Origin of the sequence: Sabulicella glaciei (assembly GCF_026183895.1) — a bacterium.
Taxonomy (GTDB): domain Bacteria; phylum Pseudomonadota; class Alphaproteobacteria; order Acetobacterales; family Acetobacteraceae; genus Roseococcus; species Roseococcus glaciei.
The window spans coordinates 74,575-95,544 of the sequence record NZ_JAPFQI010000008.1 but is presented as its reverse complement, the minus strand read 5'-3'; the positions used below and the strand labels follow the sequence as shown (position 1 = coordinate 95,544).

Annotated in this window: 20 protein-coding genes and 1 tRNA gene; 15 read left to right on the top strand and 6 right to left on the bottom strand. The window is 70.9% G+C overall.

Features of this window, described 5'->3' with window-relative positions; all coding sequences use genetic code 11:
• Nucleotides 1-11 precede the first annotated feature (11 nt).
• Entirely contained in the window at nt 12-1,250 is a 1,239-nt protein-coding gene (locus OF850_RS12005; protein ID WP_301590373.1) for a sensor histidine kinase, read from the top strand.
• A gap of 56 nt (nt 1,251-1,306) precedes the next feature.
• Here OF850_RS12005 and OF850_RS12000 read toward each other — a convergent pair.
• A tRNA-Thr gene (locus OF850_RS12000) sits at nt 1,307-1,381 on the bottom strand.
• Between the two features lie 123 nt (nt 1,382-1,504).
• Here OF850_RS12000 and efp point away from each other — a divergent pair.
• The 9 genes from efp to OF850_RS11955 all read left to right on the top strand — a co-directional run bounded on the left by efp (nt 1,505) and on the right by OF850_RS11955 (nt 11,090).
• Entirely contained in the window at nt 1,505-2,074 is a 570-nt protein-coding gene (efp, locus tag OF850_RS11995; protein ID WP_301590372.1) for an elongation factor P, read from the top strand.
• A 70-nt stretch (nt 2,075-2,144) separates the two neighbouring features.
• Complete coding sequence (locus OF850_RS11990) at nt 2,145-2,996, top strand: inositol monophosphatase family protein (protein ID WP_301590371.1); 852 nt, start codon at nt 2,145-2,147, stop codon at nt 2,994-2,996.
• Nucleotides 2,997-2,998: 2 nt separating this feature from the next.
• Nucleotides 2,999-3,544: an OmpA family protein gene (locus OF850_RS11985; RefSeq protein WP_301590370.1), complete on the top strand. Its 546-nt coding sequence runs from the start codon at nt 2,999-3,001 to the stop codon at nt 3,542-3,544.
• Nucleotides 3,545-3,554: 10 nt separating this feature from the next.
• Complete coding sequence (locus OF850_RS11980; RefSeq protein ID WP_301590369.1) at nt 3,555-4,706, top strand: flagellar motor protein MotA; 1,152 nt, start codon at nt 3,555-3,557, stop codon at nt 4,704-4,706.
• Nucleotides 4,693-6,330 carry a peptidoglycan -binding protein gene (locus OF850_RS11975; protein WP_301590368.1) on the top strand — a complete coding sequence of 546 codons (1,638 nt, stop codon included), beginning with the start codon at nt 4,693-4,695 and terminating at the stop codon, nt 6,328-6,330. Before OF850_RS11980 ends, OF850_RS11975 begins: the two co-directional genes overlap by 14 nt.
• Nucleotides 6,331-6,337: 7 nt before the next feature.
• A complete protein-coding gene (upp, locus tag OF850_RS11970; protein WP_301590367.1) occupies nt 6,338-6,967 on the top strand; it encodes a uracil phosphoribosyltransferase in 630 nt (209 codons plus the stop codon).
• A 183-nt stretch (nt 6,968-7,150) separates the two neighbouring features.
• Nucleotides 7,151-9,442: a UDP-galactopyranose mutase gene (gene glf / locus OF850_RS11965; RefSeq protein WP_301590366.1), complete on the top strand. Its 2,292-nt coding sequence runs from the start codon at nt 7,151-7,153 to the stop codon at nt 9,440-9,442.
• Between the two features lie 5 nt (nt 9,443-9,447).
• Nucleotides 9,448-10,557, top strand: a complete 1,110-nt coding sequence (locus OF850_RS11960; protein WP_301590365.1) for a beta-glucosidase — start codon at nt 9,448-9,450, stop codon at nt 10,555-10,557.
• Nucleotides 10,558-10,589: 32 nt separating this feature from the next.
• Nucleotides 10,590-11,090, top strand: coding sequence for a YciE/YciF ferroxidase family protein (locus OF850_RS11955; protein WP_301590364.1), 501 nt, complete (start codon nt 10,590-10,592; stop codon nt 11,088-11,090).
• 15 nt (nt 11,091-11,105) lie between these two features.
• Here the strand turns inward: OF850_RS11955 and OF850_RS11950 are convergent, their stop codons facing one another.
• The 5 genes from OF850_RS11950 to OF850_RS11930 form a co-directional block, all read right to left on the bottom strand.
• Nucleotides 11,106-11,852 (bottom strand): Crp/Fnr family transcriptional regulator, encoded by a 747-nt coding sequence (locus OF850_RS11950; protein WP_301590363.1) that lies wholly within the window; start codon nt 11,850-11,852, stop codon nt 11,106-11,108.
• 129 nt (nt 11,853-11,981) lie between these two features.
• A complete protein-coding gene (locus OF850_RS11945; protein ID WP_301590362.1) occupies nt 11,982-12,356 on the bottom strand; it encodes a phage tail fiber protein in 375 nt (124 codons plus the stop codon).
• Nucleotides 12,357-12,369: 13 nt separating this feature from the next.
• Entirely contained in the window at nt 12,370-12,669 is a 300-nt protein-coding gene (locus OF850_RS11940; protein WP_301590361.1) for a hypothetical protein, read from the bottom strand.
• A gap of 25 nt (nt 12,670-12,694) precedes the next feature.
• The gene (locus OF850_RS11935) at nt 12,695-15,154 is read right to left on the bottom strand and encodes a glycosyl hydrolase family 28-related protein (protein WP_301590360.1); all 2,460 of its coding nucleotides are present in this window, start codon (nt 15,152-15,154) and stop codon (nt 12,695-12,697) included.
• Between the two features lie 46 nt (nt 15,155-15,200).
• Nucleotides 15,201-15,857, bottom strand: coding sequence for a hypothetical protein (locus OF850_RS11930; RefSeq protein WP_301590359.1), 657 nt, complete (start codon nt 15,855-15,857; stop codon nt 15,201-15,203).
• Between the two features lie 213 nt (nt 15,858-16,070).
• Here OF850_RS11930 and OF850_RS11925 point away from each other — a divergent pair, with 213 nt between their 5' ends.
• From OF850_RS11925 to OF850_RS11905, 5 genes are read left to right on the top strand one after another with little or no spacing between them, the layout of a single operon-like run.
• The gene (locus tag OF850_RS11925; RefSeq protein ID WP_301590358.1) at nt 16,071-17,156 is read left to right on the top strand and encodes an extracellular solute-binding protein; all 1,086 of its coding nucleotides are present in this window, start codon (nt 16,071-16,073) and stop codon (nt 17,154-17,156) included.
• Nucleotides 17,153-18,100: an ABC transporter ATP-binding protein gene (locus tag OF850_RS11920; RefSeq protein ID WP_301590357.1), complete on the top strand. Its 948-nt coding sequence runs from the start codon at nt 17,153-17,155 to the stop codon at nt 18,098-18,100. The genes OF850_RS11925 and OF850_RS11920 overlap by 4 nt, the downstream gene beginning before the upstream one ends.
• The gene (locus OF850_RS11915) at nt 18,064-18,927 is read left to right on the top strand and encodes an ABC transporter permease (RefSeq protein WP_301590356.1); all 864 of its coding nucleotides are present in this window, start codon (nt 18,064-18,066) and stop codon (nt 18,925-18,927) included. Before OF850_RS11920 ends, OF850_RS11915 begins: the two co-directional genes overlap by 37 nt.
• A complete protein-coding gene (locus OF850_RS11910) occupies nt 18,924-19,697 on the top strand; it encodes an ABC transporter permease (protein ID WP_301590355.1) in 774 nt (257 codons plus the stop codon). The genes OF850_RS11915 and OF850_RS11910 overlap by 4 nt, the downstream gene beginning before the upstream one ends.
• A gap of 46 nt (nt 19,698-19,743) precedes the next feature.
• Nucleotides 19,744-20,946 carry a pyridoxal phosphate-dependent aminotransferase gene (locus OF850_RS11905; protein ID WP_301590354.1) on the top strand — a complete coding sequence of 401 codons (1,203 nt, stop codon included), beginning with the start codon at nt 19,744-19,746 and terminating at the stop codon, nt 20,944-20,946.
• Nucleotides 20,947-20,970 lie beyond the last annotated feature (24 nt).

Below are 20,970 nucleotides of genomic sequence, written 5' to 3'. Positions count from 1 at the left end.
TTTGAGCCGGCATGGCCAAGGAAGCTTCACCGGGCGGCAAGCCCGAGCCATCCAGCCCCGGCGCGCGGCGCCTGCGCATGCACCAGCGCATCCTGCGGGATTTCGGGCGGATCGCCCTGGAAGACCTGGAGGTGCGGCCGCTGCTGCAGCGCGCCGTGGCGCAGATCGCCCGCGCAACAGGCGTTCGCCACACCAAGGTGATGCGCTACCGCGTCGACCAGGGCGACCTTCTCGTCGAAGCGGGCGTCGGGTGGCAGCCCGGCGTCGTGGGCAAGGCGCGTTTCGGCTCCGACCCGGCCTCGCCCTCGGGCCGGGCGCTCCAGACGGGGCAGGCAGTGCTAATCGACGACATCCGCGGCCATTCGGAGTTCCGCGACCACCCCGTGATGGTCGAGCACGGCATCGTGTGCCTGCTGAACGTCCCGGTCACCTTCGACGGCGTAAACTGGGGCGTGCTGGAGGCCGACAGTGACGAGCCGGGGCATTTCGACGAATCGGACATCGAGTTCCTGGAAGCGATGGCGGCGCTGATCGCAGGGGCCTTGCAGCGCCGGGAGGCGGTCGAACGGGGCGAGATCGCGGCCTCGGAGGCCGCCGTGCGGACCGAGCGGGGCGTGGTGCTGCTGCGCGAACTGCAGCACCGCAGCAAGAACAACCTTTCCCTGGTGGTGGCCATGCTGGCCCGCGAGCGCAGGGCGGCCAACGCGGAGCAGGACGCGCGCGGCGCGGCGCGGCTCGAGCGCCTGATGCAGCGCGTCACCGCGATCGCGCTGGCGCAGGACCGCCTTTCCGTGGTGGAGGCCGGTGGACGTGGCGATGGCACGGGAACCGACCTTGCCGGCTACCTGCGCGCCCTGCTGGGCAGCCTGGAACTGAGCCTCGAAGGCAAGGTCGTCATCGAATCCGTGCTGGACGAATGCGTGCTGCCCTTCGACAAGGCCGTCGCCGTCGGACTGGCCACGAACGAGCTTGTCACCAATGCGGCCAAGTATGCCTATCCGGACGGGCAGGAAGGCGGCGCCGTGCGCGTCACCCTCGTGGCCGACGAGGCGCGCGCCGAGGCCGCGCTGAGCGTCGCCGACGAGGGCCGCGGCATGTCGGCGGTGCCGGGCAAGGCCCGCTATTCCGAGGGGGGCGGGCAGGGGCTCGAACTCCTTGGCCAGCTGGTCAGGCAGCTTGGGGGCGAGGTCGAGTTCGAGACGCCGGAGCGCGGCACCAGCATCACCATCCGCTTCCCGTTGGTCATGTGAGGGGACAGACCCGACGGCTCGCCGAGGGCAGACTACGCTAAGCTGGGCAAAGGGGATGGTGCTGTTGGAGAGGATTGAACTCTCGACCTCTCCCTTACCAAGGGAGTGCTCTACCACTGAGCTACAACAGCGCTCCGGCGCTTCCCTAGACGCCCCGGCGCGCCGCCGCAAGGGGGTCCGGGTTGCCCAAACGCGCCCCCGCGTGTAATGCCCCGCCACCCAATCAACCTCACCAGCGACGAAGGCGGCCGCCCATGGCGAAGATGCAGGCCAACCAGATGCGTGCCGGCATGGTCATCGAGTTCGAAGGCCAGCGCTACACCATCCTGAAGCAGAACATCATGATCCCCGGCAAGGGCGCCGCAGTGATCCAGGTGGAGATGCGCAACATCAAGACGGGCGCCAAGAAGGATCAGCGCTGGCGCACCGCCGACACGGTCGAGCGCCTGACGACCGAGGACAAGGAGTTCACCTACTCCTACGCCGACGGCGACAACCTCGTCCTCATGGATCCCGAGACCTACGAGCAGACGCAGGTTCCCGGCGCCATCCTCGGCGACCGCCTGCCCTTCCTGCAGGAGAACATGACGGTGAACGTGCGGCTGATCGAGGGCGACCCCGTTTCCATGGACCTGCCCGAGACGGTGACGCTCGAGATCGCCGAGGCCGACCCGGTGGTGAAGGGGCAGACCGCCTCCTCCTCCTACAAGCCGGCCATCCTCGTGAACGGCGTGAAGACCATGGTGCCGCCCTTCATCACGGCCGGCGAGAGGATCGTGGTCCGCACCGAGGACGCGTCCTACATCGAGCGCGCCAAGGGCTGACGCCCAACCCGGCCGGGCGGCGGCGGGCCGCCCGCGCCGAACCTGCCCAGAACCTTCAGGAACGCTGCCCATGTCCGGCGCCTCGCCCCGCCTTTCCCCCGCGCTCAACGTCGTCGTCTCGGCCGTCCGCAAGGCGGGCCGCCGCCTGCTGCGCGACTTCGGCGAGGTGGAGCAGCTCCAGGTCCAGTCCAAGGCGCCCGGCGACTTCGTTTCCGAGGCGGACATGCGCGCCGAGCGCTCCCTGCGCGAGGACCTGTCCCGCGCCCGCCCGGGCTTCGCGTTCCTGATGGAGGAAAGCGGCGTCTCCGGCGACAAGGACTGGGAGTGGCGCTGGGTGGTGGACCCGCTGGACGGCACCACCAACTTCCTGCACGGCATCCCGCACTGGGCCATCTCCGTCGGCATCGAGAAGCGCGTCGGCGAGGACAAGTCCGAGGTGATGGCGGGCGTCATCTACAACCCCGCCGCCGACGAGCTGTTCTGGGCCGAGAAGGGCATGGGCGTCTTCCTGAACGACCGGCGCCTGCGCGTGTCCGGCCGGCGCGACATGACCCAGGCCCTCTTCGCCACCGGCATCCCCTTCGCCTCCATCCCCCGCAAGGGCGAGTTCGTGCAGACCCTGGCGCGGCTGATGCCGCAGGTCTCGGGCATCCGGCGATTCGGCTCCGCGGCGCTCGACCTCGCCTGGGTGGCGGCCGGACGCTATGACGGGTTCTGGGAACTCGGCCTGAACAAGTGGGACATGGCCGCCGGCCTCGTCATGGTGCGGGAGGCTGGGGGCTACGTCACCTCGCCCGATGGCGGCGACGCCTATTCGGAGGGCAACGTCGTCGCGGCGAACCCGCATTTCCATCCCCGGCTGCGCGAGGCGGTGAGCGAGGGCATCGCTGCCGTCGCCGCCCGCCGCCCCGAAAGCGCCTGACGATGCGCCGGCGGGCGCTGGCGCTGCTCCTGCTGGCCCCGCTTCCCGCCGGGGCTCAGGAGCGGCCGCGTCCCGTCCGCCGCCGGTCTCCCCCCCGGGCCGCACCCATCGCGCCGCCCCCGCCGCCCCCCATCGAGCCCGAACCGGAACCGGAGCCCGAACCGCCGCCCCCGCCGCCCCGGCCGCTGAACGACCCGCCATTCCCGCTCGCCCCCGGAATCACCGAGATCGAGCCCGCCGGCTGGCGGATCGGCTTCGCCCCCGGCGCGGCGACGCTCGACCCGGAGCAGGCGGAAGCGGTACGGCGCATCGCCGCCCGCCTCGCCGAACGGAGCACGGGCCGCGTCACCCTGCCGGCCGAAGCCGCCGATTCGGGCGAGCTGTCCGACACGCGCCGCCTGTCCCTCGCGCGCGGGCGCGCGGTTCGCATGACCCTGGAGGAAGGCGGGCTGGAGGGACGGCGCGTGGACATCCGCGCCCTCGGCTCTGGCGAGGATCGGGTGCTCATCCTACCCCCGGGCGTGACGCCTGCTTCCCCAGACCGCTAAGGTGGATGCGATGACGCAACCGCTCCTCTATCTCTGGCGCATGCTGGGCTTCCTCGCGCTGGTGGCGGTGGTGGCCATCCTGCTGCACGCGGAACTCCTGGACGCCTTCGCGACCAACCCCATCCTGAACGGGGTGATCGTGTTCGTGCTGCTCTGCGGCATCGCCTGGACCATCCGGCAGGTGCTGCTGCTGCGGCAGGAGGTGGCGTGGCTCCAGGCCTTCCGCGCCCCGCGCGAGGGCGGGCGCGCCCAGCCCTCGCCGCGCCTCCTCGCGCCCATGGCCTCCATGCTCTCGGCGCGGCGCTCCGACCGGCTTTCGCTTTCCGCCGCCTCCATGCGCTCGGTGCTGGACGGCATCGCCTCGCGCCTGGACGAGCAGCGGGAGATCTCGCGCTACGCCACGGGGCTGCTGATCTTCCTCGGCCTGCTGGGCACTTTCTGGGGCCTCCTGCTGACCATCAGCGCCGTGGCGGACGTGATCGGGGCGATGAGCCTCGGCTCGGGCGACGTGAACGCGCTGTTCAACCAGCTCAAGTCCGGCCTCGCCCAGCCCCTGCGCGGCATGGGCGTGGCCTTCTCCTCCTCCATGCTCGGCCTCGCGGGCGCGCTGGTGCTCGGCTTCCTCGACCTCACCGCCGGGCAGGCGCAGAACCGCTTCTACACGGAGCTGGAGGACTGGCTGGCCGGGCAGACCCGCCTCGCCTCCGGCGTGCTGGGCGGGGAAGGGGAGGGCGGCTCCGCACCCGCCTATCTCCAGGCCCTGCTGGAACAGACCGCCGAGAACCTGGAGGCGCTGCAAAGCGTCATGGCGCGGGGCGAGGAGTCGCGCGGCGCCAATGCCCAGGCCCTCGCCACCCTGGCCGAGCGGCTTTCCGTCCTCACCGACCAGATGCGCGCGGGCCAGAGCCTGATGCAGCGCGTCGCCGAGGTGCAGGAAAGCCTCGCGCCCGCCCTGGCACGCATGGCTCAGAGCCATCAGCATGGCGGCCTGGACGAGGCGAGCCGCGCCCATCTGCGCAACGCCGAACTCTACCTCGCGCGCATCCTGGAGGAGGTGACCCAGGGCCGTGCCCAATCCACGGCGGAACTGCGCTCGGAGATCAAGCTGCTGACGCGCACCATCACCGCGCTGGCGGAACCGCCCCCCCATGGCCAGGGCTAGGCGCGGGGGCATCGAGCCCTGGCCGGGCTACGTGGATGCGCTGTCCACGCTGCTCATGGTCACGATCTTCGTCCTGCTGGTCTTCGTGTTGGCCCAGGGCTTCCTGTCCTCCGCCCTGTCCACGCGCGACCAGGCGCTGGAACGGCTGAACCGGCAGGCGGCGGAACTGGCGGAGATGCTGGCGCTGGAGCGCACCCAGGCGGAGGAGTTGCGTGGCCTCCTGTCCCGCGCCGCCGACGACCTTCGCGCCGCCACCGGGGCGCGCGACACGCTCTCCGCCCAGCTTCGCGCCGTGACGGCGGCGCGCGAGCAGGGCGCGGCGGAAGCCGCATCGCTGCGGACCGAGCGTGACCGCCTTGCTGCCCGCCTGGCCGACCTGGATGCCGCCCGCGCCGGCACCGCGCAGCGCCTCACCGGTGCCGAGGCGCAGCTGACCGAGGCGCTGCGCCGCGCCGAGGCCGCGACGGGCGAGGCGGCGCGCACCGTCCAGCGCCTGAACGAGCAGGGCAGGGAACTCGCCGCCGAGCGCGATGCCCTGGCCAACGAACGCGCCGCCCGCTCCCAGGCCGATGCGCGCATCGCCGAGCAGACCCGGGCCATCACGGCCGAACGCGCCGCGCGCTCCGCGGCCGAGACGCGCCTCGCCGAGACGGAGCGCCGCGCCCGTGACTCGGAAGGCGCGCTGGAGACCGCGCGCGCCGACCTCGCCACGCTTCGCCGCCTCCAGGCGGAGGCCCTGGCCCAGCTGGAGCAGGCGCGCCGCGACGTGGCGGCTTTGCGCGAGGCGGAGGCGGCGCTGAACCGCACCGTCCGCGCCGACCGCGCGACGATCGAGGCGCGCCTCGCGGATCTCGCCCGCCTGCAGGGCGAGATCACCCGCCTCACCGCCCTGCGCGACGAGGCGGAGCGCCAGGCCCGCGCCGCCCTCGCCCGCGCGGGCGAGGAGGAGCGGCAGCGCCGCGCCGGCGAGGCCGAGGCCCAGCGGCTTTCCGAATCCGCCCGGGCGGAGATCGCCCTGCTCAACCGGCAGCTGGACGAGCTGCGCGGGCAGCTGAACCGCCTTGCCAACGCGCTGGACGCCGCCCAGTCGCGCGACCGCGAGAGCGAGGCGCAGGTGGTGAACCTTCGCGCCCAGCTGAACGCCGCCCTGGCCCAGCGCGTCGAGGAACTGCAGCGCTACCGTTCCGAGTTCTTTGGCCGGCTGCGCGAGGTGCTGGGCGACCGGCCCGAGGTGCGCGTGGTGGGCGACCGCTTCGTGTTCCAGAGCGAGGTGCTCTTCCCGCCCGCCTCGGCCGATTTGTCCGCGGCGGGCGTGGCGCAGATCCGGCAATTGTCCCGGGTGCTGCTCGAATTGTCGCAGCGCATCCCGGCGGATGTCCCCTGGATCCTGCGCGTGGACGGCCATGCCGACCGCAACCCGGTCCGTGGCGGCCGCTTCGCCTCAAACTGGGAATTGTCGGCTGCCCGCGCCATCGCGGTAGCGAATCTGATGATCGAGGCAGGGCTGCCCGCCAACCGCATCGCCGCCGCGGCCTTTGGCGAGAACCAGCCCCTCGACGCCGCCGACACGCCCGAAGCCTATGCCCGCAACCGCCGCATCGAAGTGCGGCTGACCGACCGGTGACGCGCCCATGACCGGCCTTCGCATCCCCGACAATGCGCTGCTGCGCCACAAGCTGGCCCGGCTGCGCGACCGCCGCACGGACAGCGCCGGCTTCCGCCGCCTTCTCGCCGAGATCGGCGCGATGCTGACGATGGAGGCCATGGCCGACCTGCCGGAGCGGGAGGAGGCGGTGGAGACTCCTGTCACCGCGACCCGCGCCCGCATGCTGGCCGCGCCGGAGCCTTGCCTCGTCGCCGTGCTGCGCGCGGGGCTGGGCCTGCTGGAAGGGGCGCGCGGTATCTTGCCGGAAGCGCCGGTCGGCCATCTCGGCCTCGTGCGGGACGAGCACACGCTGGTCGCGAGCGAATACGTGGTGCGCCTGCCGCGCGACCTCGCCGCGCGCGGCGCGCTGGTGCTGGACCCGATGCTGGCGACGGGCGGCAGCGCCGTGCAGGCGGTGGCGCGGGTGAAGCAGGCGGGTGCCACCACGATCCGCTTCGCCTGCGTGGTCGCCGCGCCGGAAGGGCTGCATGCGCTGTGCGCAGCGCATCCCGATGTCCCAGTGATTGCCGCAGCGCTGGATGAGAAGTTGAACGAGCGCGGCTACATCGTGCCTGGCTTGGGCGATGCGGGGGATCGCTGCTTCGGCACCGAGTAGTGCTCGCATGTGCGTGACTTTATTGAAATGTCATGTTGCATTGCATGCAACCGAAAGGGGAACACGTCGTTTCACATCACGTCGGGAACAGTCCGGCGTGCCGCCCTCAAGTCCTGCCTTGGCAGTGTGAACGCGAGAACGTGCCGCGGGTTCCCGCTTGCGCATTCCATGAGGGACAACTTGATGACCGGCTCCAAGCAGAACAACGAATTGCCGCCGATCTTCTGTTTCTCGCATCTTCGGTGGAACTCGGTGTTCCAGCGGCCGCACCATCTCATGTCGCGTTTTGCGCGGGCCCGCGACGTGTATTTCGTCGAGGAGCCGGTCCCTGGTCCTGAATCCACCATCCGCATCGAGACCTGTTCCCGCACGGGCGTCCGGGTTTGCGTTCCCGTGCTTGCGCAGGGCGAGGGCGACGAGACGATGCGCCGCATGCTGGATGGGCTGCTCGCCGGAAAGGGCGAGGCGGCGGCGTGGTACTACACCCCGGCCATGCGGTCCTGGAGCGCGCATGTCACCTGGCGGGCGCTGGCCTATGACGTCATGGACGAGCTGTCGGCCTTCCGCTTCGCTCGCGCCGACCTGCCGGAGCTGGAGCGACGCCTGATCGCCGAGGCCGATGTCGTCTTCACCGGCGGCCGCTCGCTCTACGAGGCGAAGAAGCACCTGCACGCCAACATCCACTGCTTCCCTTCCGGCGTGGACCGCGCGCATTTCGCCCAGGCCCTGGCCGGCCTTCCCGATCCGGCTGATCAGGCCGAGATCATGCGGCCGCGCCTCGGCTATTTCGGCGTGATCGACGAGCGGCTGGACCTCGACCTGATCGGTGCCCTGGCCGAGGCCCGGCCGGATTGGCAGGTCGTCATGATCGGCCCGGTGGTGAAGGTGCGCGACGAGGATCTGCCGCGCGGCGCGAACATCCATTGGCTTGGCGGGCGCGACTACAAGACGCTGCCTTCCTACCTGTCCAACTGGGACGTGGCGCTGATGCCCTTCGCGCTGAACGAGGCGACGCGCTTCATCAGTCCGACCAAGGCGCCCGAGTACCTGGCCGGCGGCAAGCCGGTCGTCTCCACCCCCGTCGCCGATGTCGTGACCCGTTACGAGGGGATCGGCGCCGTCGAGGTGGTGAAAGGCCACGAGGCCTTCATCGCCGCTTGCGAGCGCACCCTTTCCTGGAAGGCGCTGCCCGACCAGTCGAAGGTGGACCAGCTGCTGGACACCATGAGCTGGGACGGCATCCACGCCGCGATGGCCGCGCTGCTGCACCGTGCGGCGCAGCGCCATGGCGCTGCGGCCCCAGCCCTGCGCGTCGTCTCCGCCAAGGCGGCGGACTATCTTGTGGTGGGCGCGGGCTTCGCGGGCGCCGTGATGGCCGAGCGCATCGCCTCCGCTGGCCACCGCGTCCTGGTGGTGGACCGGCGCGACCACATCGCCGGCAACGCCTATGACCACCAGGACGCCGCGGGCATCCTGATCCACAAGTATGGGCCGCACATCTTCCACACCAACAGCGACGAGGTGCTGGCCTACCTGTCGCGCTTCACCCAGTGGCGCCCCTACGAGCACCGCGTGCTGGCGGAGGTGGAGGGTCAGCTCCTCCCCATGCCGATCAACCGCACGACGCTGTCGCGCTTGTTCGAGGTGGATCTGCCGGACGACGCCGCCGCGGAAGCCTTCCTCAAGTCCCTGGCCGAGCCGGTGGGCGAGGTGAAGACGGCGAAGGATTTCGTCATCTCCGCCGTGGGCCGCCGCCTCTACGAGCTGTTCTTCGAGGGCTACACCCGCAAGCAGTGGGGCCTTGACCCGTCGCAGCTCGACCGGTCGGTGACGGCGCGGGTGCCGACGCGTACCAGCGCGGATGACCGCTACTTCACCGACAAGCACCAGTGCATGCCGCTGCACGGCTACACGCGGATGTTCGAGAACATGCTCGACCACCGCAACATCACGGTCATGACGGGCGTGGATTTCCGCGAGGTGCCGCGCGCCAATTTCGGCCATCTCGTCTACACCGGGCCGGTGGATGCGTATTTCGACCATCGCTATGGCCGTCTGCCCTATCGCTCGCTCCGCTTCGAGCACGAGACGGTGGGGCAGGAATGGGCGCTGCCGGTCGGCACGGTGAACCAGCCTTCCGCCGACGTGCCCTTCACCCGCACGACGGAGTTCAAGCACCTCACGGGCCAGAGCCACCGTATGAGCAGCCTGTGCCGCGAGTTCCCGATGAGCGAGGGCGATCCGTACTATCCGATCCCGAACCCGGAAAACGCGGCGCTCTACAAGCGCTACGAGGCGCTGGCGGATGCGGAGAAGGGGGTGACCTTCCTCGGCCGCCTGGGCACCTACCGGTACATGAACATGGACCAAGTGGTGGGCCAGGCCCTCGCCACGGCGCGGCGCCTTATCCCCGCCACGCGCGATGCGGGCGCACCCCGCACCGTCATCCAGGTGGCTGCTCCGCAGAAGGCCTGAACTGAGTGACGGCTTGCCGATTCCGCTCCTTTGCCCTGGGCGGATTTGAAGGCTCCACCCACCGGCGGCGGGACCGCCGGCGGGTGGACACGATCGCCTCCTCGGCGCACGACCTCCATGCCCGGCGGGACTATGCCCTGATGCGGGAGATGGGGATCGCAACGACGCGCGAGGCATTGCGCTGGCACCTGATCGAGCGGGAGGAGGGCAGGTTCGACTGGTCCTCCGCATTGCCCATCGTCCATGCCGCCCGTGATGCCGGGGTGGAGGTGATCTGGGACATCTGCCACTGGGGCGTGCCCGAGGGGCTGGATGTCATGTCGCCCGAGTTCCCCGGCCGCGTCGCCCGCCTTGCCCGCGCGGCGGTGCGGATGCTGCGCGCGGAAGGCGCGCCCGTGGGCGGCTGGGTGCCGGTGAACGAGATGTCGTTCTGGGCCTGGGCCGGCGGCGACATGGGCCACTTCGAGCCCTGGCTGGAAGGCCGTGGCTACGACCTCAAGCGCCAGCTCTTCCGCGCCCACTTGGCGGTGATCGAGGAGTTGCGCCGTGCCGGTGCGCGCGAGCCGGTGGTGGTCGCCGAACCCCTGATCAACGTGGTGCCCGAGGTGGGCGACCCGGAATCCGCGCGCCTCGCCCATGGCCACAACGAGGGATCCTTCGAGGTGGTGGATTGGCTCCTCGCCGAGGATCGCGACAGCGTGGACGTGGTGGGCTTCAACCATTACCCGCACAACCAGTGGGTCTGGGGCGGACCGCAGATCTGGCTGGACGATGGGCGCTTCCGCCGCCTCGCCGGTCTGCTGGCCGACGCCCATGCGCGCTTCGGCAGGCCACTGATGCTGGCCGAGACCGGCGCCGAGGAACCGCGCGGCGATGCCTGGATGGCCTATGTGGCGGAGGAGGTGGGCAGGGCCCTCGCCGCCGGCGTGCCGGTGGAGGGGATCTGCGTCTATCCGATCATGGACTACGCGGGCTGGGACAATGACCGCCACGTTCCCTGCGGCCCGATCCGGCGCGACGCGGTGCAGGGACGGCACCTCCGCCCCGGCCAGGTCGCCGCCATCCGTGCCGTGAACGCCTTGCGCGAAGGCCGGCGCGACGCGCGCGCCGCCTGAGCGTTCCCAAGCCGCCGATCAGGAGGATTTCCATGGCAACCATGAATCTCGACAAGCTGTTTCTCGATACCCTCAAGGACATCTACTACGCCGAGCGTCAGATCCTGAAGGCGCTGAACAAGCAGGCCCGCGCGGCGCAGCACCCCGAGCTGAAGCAGGCCTTCACCCTGCATCGCGAGCAGACGCAGACGCAGATCGAGCGACTGCAGCAGGTTTTCGAGATCCTGGGCAAGCGCGCCCAGGGCGTCACCTGCGAAGCGATGAACGGCATCCTGGAGGAAGCCTCCGAACTGATGGAGGAAGCGCCGGAGCCGAGCCCGGTGCGCGACGCGGGCCTCTTGGCGGCGGCGCAATGCGTCGAGCATTACGAGATCGCCCGCTACGGCACGCTGATCGCCTGGGCCAACGCCGCCGGCAAGAGCGAGATCACCGACCTGCTCCAGCAGAACCTCGAGGAGGAGAAGCAGACCGATGAGCTGCTGACTCGCCTCGCGGAGACCGCGGTGAACCCGGAAGCCGCAAAGGCGGCCTGACCGGGCCGGGGATGGTCACAGATCCTGGACCATCCCCTCCGCCAGCTCGGTGAGCATGGCGCGGTCGGAGAGGCGCAGCTTCTGGTGCGCCGGCTCCTCGATCCATTTCTGCTTCTTGAAGTGGCTGAGACTGCGGCTCACGGTTTCCAGCGTCAGCCCGAGGAAGTCGCCGATGTCGGAGCGCGTCATCGGCATGGGCAGCGGGTCTGGCACCGCGCCGCGTCGCCGATAGGCCTCCTCCAGCCCCAGCAGGAAGGAGGCGACGCGCGCCTCGGCGGAGCGGCGCCCCACCGTCACCAGCTGATCTTGCGTTGCCGCCAGTTCCTGCAGGCACATGTCCAGCAGGCGACGCTCCATCACCGGGTGCCGGCGCAGCAGCGTATCGAGGCGGCTGCGCTCGATGCGGCAGAAGGACGCGCCGGTGAGCAATTCCGCATCGTAAGGGTAGGTCTTGCCGGTGCCGTAGCCGACGATGTCGCCGGCGAAGCGGAACCCGACCACCTGCTGCTTGCCGTCGGACAGAAGGCGCGACAGCTTCACGATGCCCGCGCCGATGGAGAAGGCACGCACCGCCGGATCGCCCTCGCGGAACAGCACCGTGCGGGCGGATTGCGTGACGCGCTCGCTTTCCGAGGAGATCTCGTCCAGGGCGCTCGTGTCCAGGGGCTGGCACAGCCCGGCCAGGCGACCGCCGCAGCCGATGCAGGGGTCGGTCATCATAGCGTCGCGCAAGGCGGGCCGAATCGCGTCCCGTGGTGCCACCGGGAAGGTGCTCCTGTTATTCAGGGTGAAGCTAGGTGCTGCAAGGGGCCTGTTTCAACCCGCGCAGTCCCACTTAGCCTCCCTGGAGGCAAGATCGCCCCGGCGGGGAATGCCGCCCGGGCGGGGCCGTCATGCGCCGGAGACGGTGAAGCTCCCCGGGTTGATCGTCACCGTGCCCGGCCCCGCGACCGGCGCCGCCTGGACGAGCGCCGAGACGGTGAGCGGATTGCCGCCCGCCAGGGCGTCGAACAGCCCCACCTGGGTATAGGTGCCGGCGGCCGCGGTGAAGGTGAAGCGCGCCGCCTCCGCGTTCAGCTGCGACCCGGTGCCGGTGAAGACGACGCGCTGGCGGGCATAGCCATTGCCCACCGCCTCGCCCGTCAGCCCGGTGGCTGCGCTGCCCCCTGTGCCGAGGGCAAGGTAGACCGCACCCGGCAGCGTAGGGGAGCGCCCGCACAGGGCGCGGGTGAGGATGTTCTTGGCGTGGTCGGTCAGGTTGCTCATGCGGCTCGGCTCCTCAGATGTCGGTGGCGTCGGCGAAGATCGGTGCGTTGCCATCCGCGGCGGGGATGGCGCGGATGGCGCGGTACAGGTCCTCCAGGGCGAGGGTGCAGGGGTCGTCCATCGCCTCCAGTTCGAGGCGGAAGCCCAGACGCTGCAGCGGCGCCTTGCCGCCTTCGCGCGCCTCGGCGTCGCGGAAGCCGTGCATCACCGCTTCCACGACGCCTGCGGCGCGGTCCAGCTGGACATGGGTGATGCGCCAGTAGCTGGCTGCCACCCCCGTGTTGTCGAGTTCGATGGGCAGATGGAAGGCCATGTCGGTTCTCCTCACGGCAAGCGGTTCAGGACGTCACCTCGACGGCGAGGACCCGGGCGACCCAGCGGATCGTCTTCCCGGCCTCGCCGATCGCGGTGAGGGCGAGGCCGCCATTGGTGCTGTCGGCGGCGACGGAAACCCGGAGCGCGGCGGCGGGGGGATCCGCGATGCCGGGGGCGATGGATGCGCCGGAGGCGATCGCCGCATTGCCGGAGGGACCGGAGGAGTAGCCCCCCACATACGCGGTGTTGATGGTGCCGCGCTTGATGTGCAGGTCCATCTCCCAGCTTGCGATGTCCCATGCGCCGCCGGTCCCGCCCGTCTGGAAGCTGCCCACCAGGACCTTGAGCCGGTATCCGCCGTTGTTCGGAAGGTTGACCGTGTTCGCCGCGCCGGGTGCGGCGCCATCGGCGGTGAGGCGCACCGGCGTCGCGTCGCTGGTCACGGCGCGGAGCACGAACTCCCCGGCTTGGCTGTCGCCCTGGACCGCGAAGAAGCCGGAACTCCACGCGCCGCGCCCGAGATGGCCCCGGGTGGACGCACGGGTGTCGCCCGGCACCCAGCTGTGGTTGCCGCTCGCGGTGTTGCCCATCCCGCCGGCGATCACCGCGCCGGCGCCACTCGCCACCTGGGCGGCGGCGTTGCGCGATTGCCGCCAGTCCACCGCATTGGCGCCCCGGGCCGCGCCGCCATCCGCGCCGCCATCCGGCGCCTGGGCCAGCAGCGCGCCCGTTCCCTTGGGCGACAGGACGAGGGCGACATTGGCATCCGCCCCGGTCGCCGAGACCTTGGCCGCGCCGCCGGTCGCGCCGCCGCTGATGCCCACCTGGTTCACCGCGCCGGCCGTGTGGGCGATCTGCGCCTGCACCCCGCCGCCGGTCCGCAGGACGAGCGAACCGCCGCCCTTCGCATCGAGAGCGAGGTTGAGGTTGGCGTCGCTGCCGCTGGCCTGGATGGAAACGCCCTGGCCCGCGGCGGCGCCCACCGCGCGCGGGCGGTTCACCGCATCGGCCGGCGTCGTCACCTCGAAGGCATGCGCCCCGAGGGGACCGCCCAGCGTGGCCGTCCCGGCGGCAAGGCGCATGACTTCCGCCCCCGCGGCCGAGGCGGCGAGGCCGCCCGTGCCCGGCTGGAACAGGCCGGTATCCGACGTGCCGACCGCGAGCCCCGGCGCGGCGGCGGCGCCGGCTGCCATCTGCCCGCCGACCGTGCCGTTGGTGCCGGCATTCACCAGCAGCCCGGCATTCGTCGTGCCTTCCAGCAGGGGCGCGGTGGCGAGGAGGACGCGGTTCGGCACGCCCGTCGCGGCGTGGGCGAGGTGGCAGGCGGCCGCGCCGCTGTTGCGCTGGTTGAAGTGGACAACGCGCAGCGAGCCGATGTCGAGCCGGTTGGAATGGCCCTCCACGCGGATCGCATTGTCCTCGCAATCATCCACCCGCAGCTGGCCGATCTGCACGCGGGAGGAATGGGCGCCCAGGAGGATGCCGACCGAGCCGGGCAGGGTGGCGCCGCTGGCGTTGAAGCGCTCGCACTGCACGGACATGGAGTCGACCTGACCATCCGTGCCCGCCGCCTCGACCCACAGCCCATGGCGCACGAAATCGGCATAGGCCTGGCCGATGGAGAATTTCTGCGTGACCCCGGCCGCCGAGGAGGAGAAGCGGAACATGGATCGGTAGCCGAGCACGAAGGACTGGTCCACGAAGACGCCATCCACCCGCCGGAACACCATCGCGTCGCCGTTGAGCTGCTGCCAGCGTACCACGTTGTCGTTCGTCGACCAGAAGGGCCAGAAATGCACGCCGGTGATCCGCGCGACGTCGTAGACCTCGTCCATCTCGATGCCGGTGGAGAAGACCTGGCCACGGATGCGGCGGAAGGCGGTGCGGCCCGAGTTGCGGACCAGGAAGCCGCGATGGACGCCGGACAGCAGCAGATCCTCGAAATCCACGCCGCCATAGCAATCCAGCACTCGGAAGAACCATTGGTAGGCGGTGGGCTGCCAGCTCGTGTTCTGCGAGGCGCCATGGGCCTCCCGCACCGCGAGGTTGCGGACGACGGAGCCGCGCGCGGCGGCGCCGGAGAAGGTGAGGGGAAAGATCGCCGGGTTGGCGCAGGTGAGCCAGGTTCCCTCGCCTGGATTGCCGCCCTCGGTGAAGCCCTGGCCCTCGATGCGGACGGCGTGGCTGCTCACCGTCACCGCCGTGCCGATGCGATAGGTGCGGGCCCCGAGATGCACGACGCCGCCATTGGGGGACAGCGCGTTGATCGCGGCCTGCAGCGCCGGCCCGTCATCGGCCACGCCGTCGCCCACCGCACCGAAGTCGCGGATATGCACGCCGCGCTCGCGCAGCATGGCGCCGCGAAGCTGGGAGAGCGTCGCGCGGCGTGTCGCAAGGCTGCCCTGGTTCTGGACCAGGGGCGCGATGTCCGTGTCGGCAAGGCTGTTGGCGGCGGGGAGTTCGCTGATCTTGAGGTCGGGCATGGATCTCCGTCCGGTCGATGCGAAAGGGAAGAGCAGTCGCGCGTCGTCACTCCTGCAGCAGCGTCCCCCCTTCCTCGAGCGCGAGGCGTGCCGCGCTTTCCGTCAGCACGAGGCGCAGGTCGGGCAGGATGGTGAAGGCGGGGCTGGTGGCGGAAACGGAGCCATCCAGCGTGTCTTCCACGCGGATGCGGTAGCCTGTGCCGACTGGCGGCGTCGGCAGGGTGGCGAGGGCGTAGCCCTGCTCGACATTCACCGTCTGCGCCGGGGGCACGACGCGGCCGGCGCTGTCGCGCAGCGTCACCACCACCTGGCTGACCGGCCCGGTCACCTTCGCCTCCACTGGGATGGAGCTGCCGACGACGATGCCTGTCATGATCGGCGCCAGCACCACCGTCCGCACGACGGCCGAGGCGACCTGGGTGATGCGGAAGGATTGCGCGATGGCGCGGGTGATGGCGATGGGCGTCACCGCGCCGTCCAGCGTCACGCCCGGCCCGGTGGCGGCGTTGGAGCGCACGGGCAGGATCGCCATGGCATCGCCCGACTGCAGCAGCATCAGGCCGCCGACGCGGAGCCGGCCGGAGGCCGGGTTGAAGTAGCCCGCCGCCGCCACCTCTGCCTTCAGGTCGGGCGAGCGGTAGAGCCAGAGGGTGAAGTCGCTGTTCTGCAGCAGCGGGATGAGGGCGGAGGCGGAGAAGGGCATGGACGAGCGTCTCCTGCCGCCGGCGCATGCGCGGGCGGTTGGCTGGGTGCGGATGGAGAGGTGCGGGGATGCCGGGGCGGCGCGCTGGACGCAGCATGCCCCTTGGCCCGGCCCGTATGCGCGAACAAAACAGAAACGTCAAGGAAAAACTGGCAAGGTTGCGAGGCTGCGCGCGATCATCCATGAAGCGTGGCCCGCCGGAGGGACACCGCGATGCGCCGCCACTTCCTCGCCCTGATCCTGATCCTCGCCGCGCTGCCGGCGCGGGCGCAGCCCGTGCTGAACGTCTATAACTGGGCCGACTACATCGACCCCGCGGCGGTGGAGCGCTTCACGCGCGAAACCGGCATCCGCGTGCGCTACGACGTGTACGACACGCTGGAAACGCTGGAGGGCAAGCTCTCCACCGGGCGTTCCGGCTACGATATCGTGGTCCCGACCAGCGAGCCGTCCTTCAAGCGCTTGCTGCGGGCCGGGGCGCTACGGCCGCTGGACATGGCGCGCATCCCCCATGCGCGCGGCCTCGATCCCGTGCTGATGCGCCGCGTCGCCGAGGTGGACCCGGGCAACCGGCACGGCGTGATCTACCTGTGGGGCACGGTGGGGTTGGGACTGAATCCCGAGCGCATCCGCTCCCTCTGGCCCGAGGCGCCGCTGGAGAGCCTCGACCTGCTGCTGAATCCCGACAACATCCGCCGCATCGCGCGCTGCGGCGTGGCGGTGATGGACAGCGCGGTGGACGTGCTGCCTTCGGTGCTGCGCCACCTGGGCCGCCATCCGGACAGCACCGATCCCGCCGACCTGGAGGCCGCGCAGCGCGCCTTGCTGGCGATCCGCCCGCATCTGCGCTCCATCCCCTCGCCGCCGGCGCTGATCGAGGCGCTGGCCAATGGCGAGATCTGCGCCGCCTTCACCTATTCGGGCGACGTGATCCAGGCGGCGGCGCGGGCGCGCGAGGCGCAGCGACCCTTTTCGGTGCAGTACGTCGCCCCGCGCGAGGGCGCGCAGCTCTGGTTCGACATGCTGGCGATCCCGGCCGACGCGCCGAACCCGGACGCGGCGCACGCCTTCATCGACTTCCTCCTACGCCCTGACGTGATGGCGGGCATCACGCGCCAGGTGCGCTTCGCCAACGCCGTGCCGGAATCGCGCCCCCTGCTGCCCGAGGCGGTGCGCGACGATCCGAGCGTCTTTCCGCCGCCCGAAGTGATTGAGCGCTCCTTCATCGCCGGCACGCCGGCCCAGGCGGGAGAGCGGGCGCGGGCGCGGCTCTGGGCGCGGTTCAGGGCGGGGCGTTGAGCCTGCTTTCGCTCCAGGGCGTTTCCAAGCGCTTCGGCGCAGCCACGGCATTGGACGCGCTTGATCTCGAAGTGGGGGAAGGGGAGTTCCTGGCGCTGCTCGGCGGGTCGGGCAGCGGCAAGTCCACGCTGCTGCGCGCCGTGGCCGGGTTCGAGCGCCCGGATTCCGGCCACGTCCTCCTGCGCGGCACCGACATCACCGCCCTGCCGCCGCAGAAGCGCGACGTCGCGATGATGTTCCAGAGCTACGCGCTGTTTCCGCACATGACGGTGTTCGAGAACATCGCCTACGGTCTGCGCCGCAAGGGCGAGGCGCCCGGGCCGCGCGTCGCCGAGCTGGTGGAGATGCTTGGCCTCGCGGGGCTGGAGCGGCGGCGGCCGCACCAATTGTCGGGCGGTCAAGCACAGCGCGTCGCCCTGGCCCGCGCCCTGGCCCGCCGCCCGACCCTGGTTCTGCTGGACGAGCCTCTGGCTGCGCTGGACGCCAATCTGCGCGAGCGCACGGGTTTCGAGCTGCGCGCCATCCAGCGCCGCACCGGCAGTGCCTTCGTGATGGTGACGCATGACCAGGCCGAGGCGCTGTCGCTCGCCGACCGCGTCGCCGTGCTCCACGCCGGCCGCATCGCCCAGGTCGCCCCGCCACGCGAACTCTACGAGCGCCCGGCGACGCGCGAGGTCGCGCGCTTCCTCGGCGCCGCCAACCTGCTGGACGGGCCGGGCGGCGGCTTCGCGCTGCGGCCCGAACGCATCCGCATCGCCCCCGGCGGCCGCCCGGCCCGCGTGGAGGAGGTGGCGTTCCGCGGCGCCGACGTGCTCGTGCTGGCGCGGCTCGAGGATGGCATGGCGCTGCGCATCCTCCTCCCCGTTGCCGCCCGCGCCCCTGTGCCGGGCGAGGCAGTGGAAATGCAATGGGAGGCGGACGACCTCGTGCCGCTCGCCACCTGATCCGCGCTCTGGCCTGGATCTGGCTGGCGCTGCTGGTGGCCCTGCCGCTGGCCGTCGTGGCGACGATGGGCTTCGGCACCGCGCAGCCCGGCATCCCGCCCGTCCGCTTGCCCTGGGGCGCGGAGGGCTGGCAGGGCAGCCTGGAATCCTGGGCGCTGCTGCTGGAGGACGACTACTACCTCGGCGCGGCGCTGCGCTCGCTGCGCCTCGCGGGCATCACGGCGCTGTGCTGCCTCGTGCTGGGCTTCGCCATGGCGCTCGGCATTGCACGCATGCCTGCGCGCCGCCAGCCGCTCTGGCTTGGCCTCGTCCTCGCGCCCTTCCTGTGCGGCTTCGTGCTGCGGATGGCGGCCTGGGTCGGGACGCTGCGCGATGCGGGATGGGTGAACCGGATGCTCGGTCATCTCGGCCTTGAGCCGCTGCGGCTTCTCTACACGGATGCGGCGCTGCTGGTCGGCATGGTGCACTCCTACCTGCCCTTCGCGGTGCTGCCGCTCTGGGCTGCCCTGGCCCGGCGCGACACGGCGCTGGAGGAGGCGGCCGCCGATCTCGGCGCCTCGCCCTTCACCGTGTTCCGCAGCGTCACCCTGCCGCTCGCCGCCCCCGCCGCGCTGGCCTCCTTTCTGCTCGTCTTCATCCCGGCGATGGGGGAGGTGGTGATCCCGGAGTTGCTCGGCGCACCGGATGCGGTGCTGCTGGGCCGCGCCATCTGGGCCGAGTTCTTCCAGACCCGCGACTGGCCGCTCGCCGCCGTGCTGGCCACCGCCTTGCTCGCGCTGCTCGCCCTGCCTCTGGCGGTGCAGCAACGGCTCTCGGTGCGCCGGTGACCCGCATCCTGCTGGTCCTGGGCGTCCTGTTCCTGTGGGCACCGGTGGTGCTCCTGGCGCTCTACGCCTTCTCCGCCTCGCGCGAGCCTTTCGAGTGGGGCGGCCTCTCCCTGCGCTGGTTCGTTGCCCTGGCGGGGAATGAGCGCGTGCTGGAGGCGGCTTGGCTGTCGGTCCGCATCGCTGCCGCCTCGGCCACTTTGGCGACGCTCCTGGGCGGGGTGCTGGGATGGGTGCTGGCGCGGCATGGCCCGTTCCGTGGGCGCGCCCTTTTCGGTGCGCTGGCCGGGGCGCCCCTCGTGCTGCCGGAGGTGGTGACCGGTCTCGCGCTCCTGCTGGTTTTCGTGGGCATGCAGACACTGTTCGGTTGGCCGGCGCAGCGCGGGGCGGGAACGGTGCTCGTGGCCCATGCCAGCCTGGGCGCCGCCTATGCCGGGGTGCTGATCCAGTCGCGCATCGCAGCGCTGGACCCGCGGCTGGAGGAGGCGGCGATGGGGCTTGGGGCCTCGCGCCTCGCCGTGCTGCGGACCGTCACCCTACCCATGCTGGCGCCCGGCCTCGGCGCCGCCTGGACGCTGGCCTTCGTGCTGTCGCTGGACGACGTGGTGCTGGCCTCCTTCGTCTCTGGGCCGGGGGGGACGACGCTGCCGGTCTTCCTGTTCAGCCAGCTGCGCCTGGGCATGACGCCGGAGGCGAACGCGCTCGCGGTCGTCACCCTTGGCATCGCTGGGCTGCTGCTGGCCGGGTTTGCATGGTTCCGCAGGCGGGCGTAGGGTCCGCGGCGGTTTTCCGAAGCCTGCCCAAGGACACGGCCCTTCCATGCAACTCACCGCCGAGCGGCTCGACCGCATCTCCCCTTCCCAGACCATCCAGATCACCGCCAAGGCGCGGGCGCTGAAGGCAGCCGGGAAGAACGTCATCAGCCTTTCGGTGGGTGAGCCGGATTTCGACACGCCGCAGAACATCAAGGACGCCGCCATCGCCGCCATCCAGCGCGGCGAGACGAAGTACACCGACGTCGCCGGCACGATGGAGCTGCGCAAGGCGGTCTGCGCCAAGTTCAAGCGCGACAGCGGCCTGGACTACACGCCGGAGGAGATCATCGTCACCACCGGCGGCAAGCAGGTGATCTTCAACGCCCTGATGGCGACGATCGACAAGGGCGACGAGGCGATCATCCCGGCGCCGTGCTGGGTGTCCTACCCGGACATCGTGCAGCTCGCCGAGGGGGTGCCGGTGATCGTGCCCTGCGGGCAGAACCAGGGCTTCAAGATCACGGCCGAGCAGCTTGAGGCCGCGATCACGCCGCGCACCAAGTGGTTCATCCTGAACAACCCCTGCAACCCGACCGGCGCCGCCTATTCCGCCGAGGAGCTGAAGCCCATCACGGAGGTGCTGCTGCGCCACCCGGACGTGTGGATCTTCACCGACGACATCTACGAGAAGCTGGCCTATGACGGCTTCAAGCCCGCAACGATCGTGCAGGTGGAGCCGCGCCTGAAGGACCGCACCATCACGATGAACGGGTGCTCCAAGGGCTACGCCATGACGGGCTGGCGCATCGGCTTCGCGGGTGCGCCCGTCGCGCTGATCAAGGCGATGGACAAGCTGCAGGGGCAGAGCACCAGCAACACCTCCTCCATCTCCCAGGCGGCGGCGGTCGAGGCGCTGAACGGCCCGCAGGAATCCGTGAACGCGATGAACGGTGTCTTCAAGCGCCGCCGCGACATGGTGGTGGAGATGCTGAACCAGGCCCCCGGCGTGCGCTGCGCCAAGCCGGAGGGCGCCTTCTACGTCTACCCCGACATCCACGGCTGCCTTGGCAAGACCACCGAGGGCGGCAAGCGGATCGAAACGGACGAGGAGTTCGTCTCCGCGCTGCTGGAGGAGCAGGGCGTGGCGGCGGTGCACGGCTCCGCCTTCATGTTTCCTGGGCACTTCCGCATCAGCTACGCGACGGATGATGAGAGCCTGCGCGAGGCCTGCACGCGCATCCAGCGCTTCTGCGCCGGTCTGAAGTGATGGGCGCGGCGGGGCGGCTTCGCG

Bases quoted from the DNA above. Each gene is read 5' to 3' on its own strand.
- OF850_RS12005 (WP_301590373.1), top strand. From the start codon at position 12: ATGGCCAAGGAAGCTTCACCGGGCGGCAAGCCCGAGCCATCCAGCCCC.
- OF850_RS11905 (WP_301590354.1), top strand. From the start codon at position 19,744: ATGCAACTCACCGCCGAGCGGCTCGACCGCATCTCCCCTTCCCAGACC.
- OF850_RS11980 (WP_301590369.1), top strand. From the start codon at position 3,555: ATGACGCAACCGCTCCTCTATCTCTGGCGCATGCTGGGCTTCCTCGCG.
- OF850_RS11940 (WP_301590361.1), bottom strand. From the start codon at position 12,669: ATGGCCTTCCATCTGCCCATCGAACTCGACAACACGGGGGTGGCAGCC.
- OF850_RS11945 (WP_301590362.1), bottom strand. From the start codon at position 12,356: ATGAGCAACCTGACCGACCACGCCAAGAACATCCTCACCCGCGCCCTG.
- glf (WP_301590366.1), top strand. From the start codon at position 7,151: ATGACCGGCTCCAAGCAGAACAACGAATTGCCGCCGATCTTCTGTTTC.
- OF850_RS11990 (WP_301590371.1), top strand. From the start codon at position 2,145: ATGTCCGGCGCCTCGCCCCGCCTTTCCCCCGCGCTCAACGTCGTCGTC.
- OF850_RS11930 (WP_301590359.1), bottom strand. From the start codon at position 15,857: ATGCCCTTCTCCGCCTCCGCCCTCATCCCGCTGCTGCAGAACAGCGAC.
- OF850_RS11935 (WP_301590360.1), bottom strand. From the start codon at position 15,154: ATGCCCGACCTCAAGATCAGCGAACTCCCCGCCGCCAACAGCCTTGCC.
- OF850_RS11975 (WP_301590368.1), top strand. From the start codon at position 4,693: ATGGCCAGGGCTAGGCGCGGGGGCATCGAGCCCTGGCCGGGCTACGTG.
- OF850_RS11925 (WP_301590358.1), top strand. From the start codon at position 16,071: ATGCGCCGCCACTTCCTCGCCCTGATCCTGATCCTCGCCGCGCTGCCG.
- efp (WP_301590372.1), top strand. From the start codon at position 1,505: ATGGCGAAGATGCAGGCCAACCAGATGCGTGCCGGCATGGTCATCGAG.
- upp (WP_301590367.1), top strand. From the start codon at position 6,338: ATGACCGGCCTTCGCATCCCCGACAATGCGCTGCTGCGCCACAAGCTG.
- OF850_RS11955 (WP_301590364.1), top strand. From the start codon at position 10,590: ATGGCAACCATGAATCTCGACAAGCTGTTTCTCGATACCCTCAAGGAC.
- OF850_RS11985 (WP_301590370.1), top strand. From the start codon at position 2,999: ATGCGCCGGCGGGCGCTGGCGCTGCTCCTGCTGGCCCCGCTTCCCGCC.
- OF850_RS11915 (WP_301590356.1), top strand. From the start codon at position 18,064: ATGGGAGGCGGACGACCTCGTGCCGCTCGCCACCTGATCCGCGCTCTG.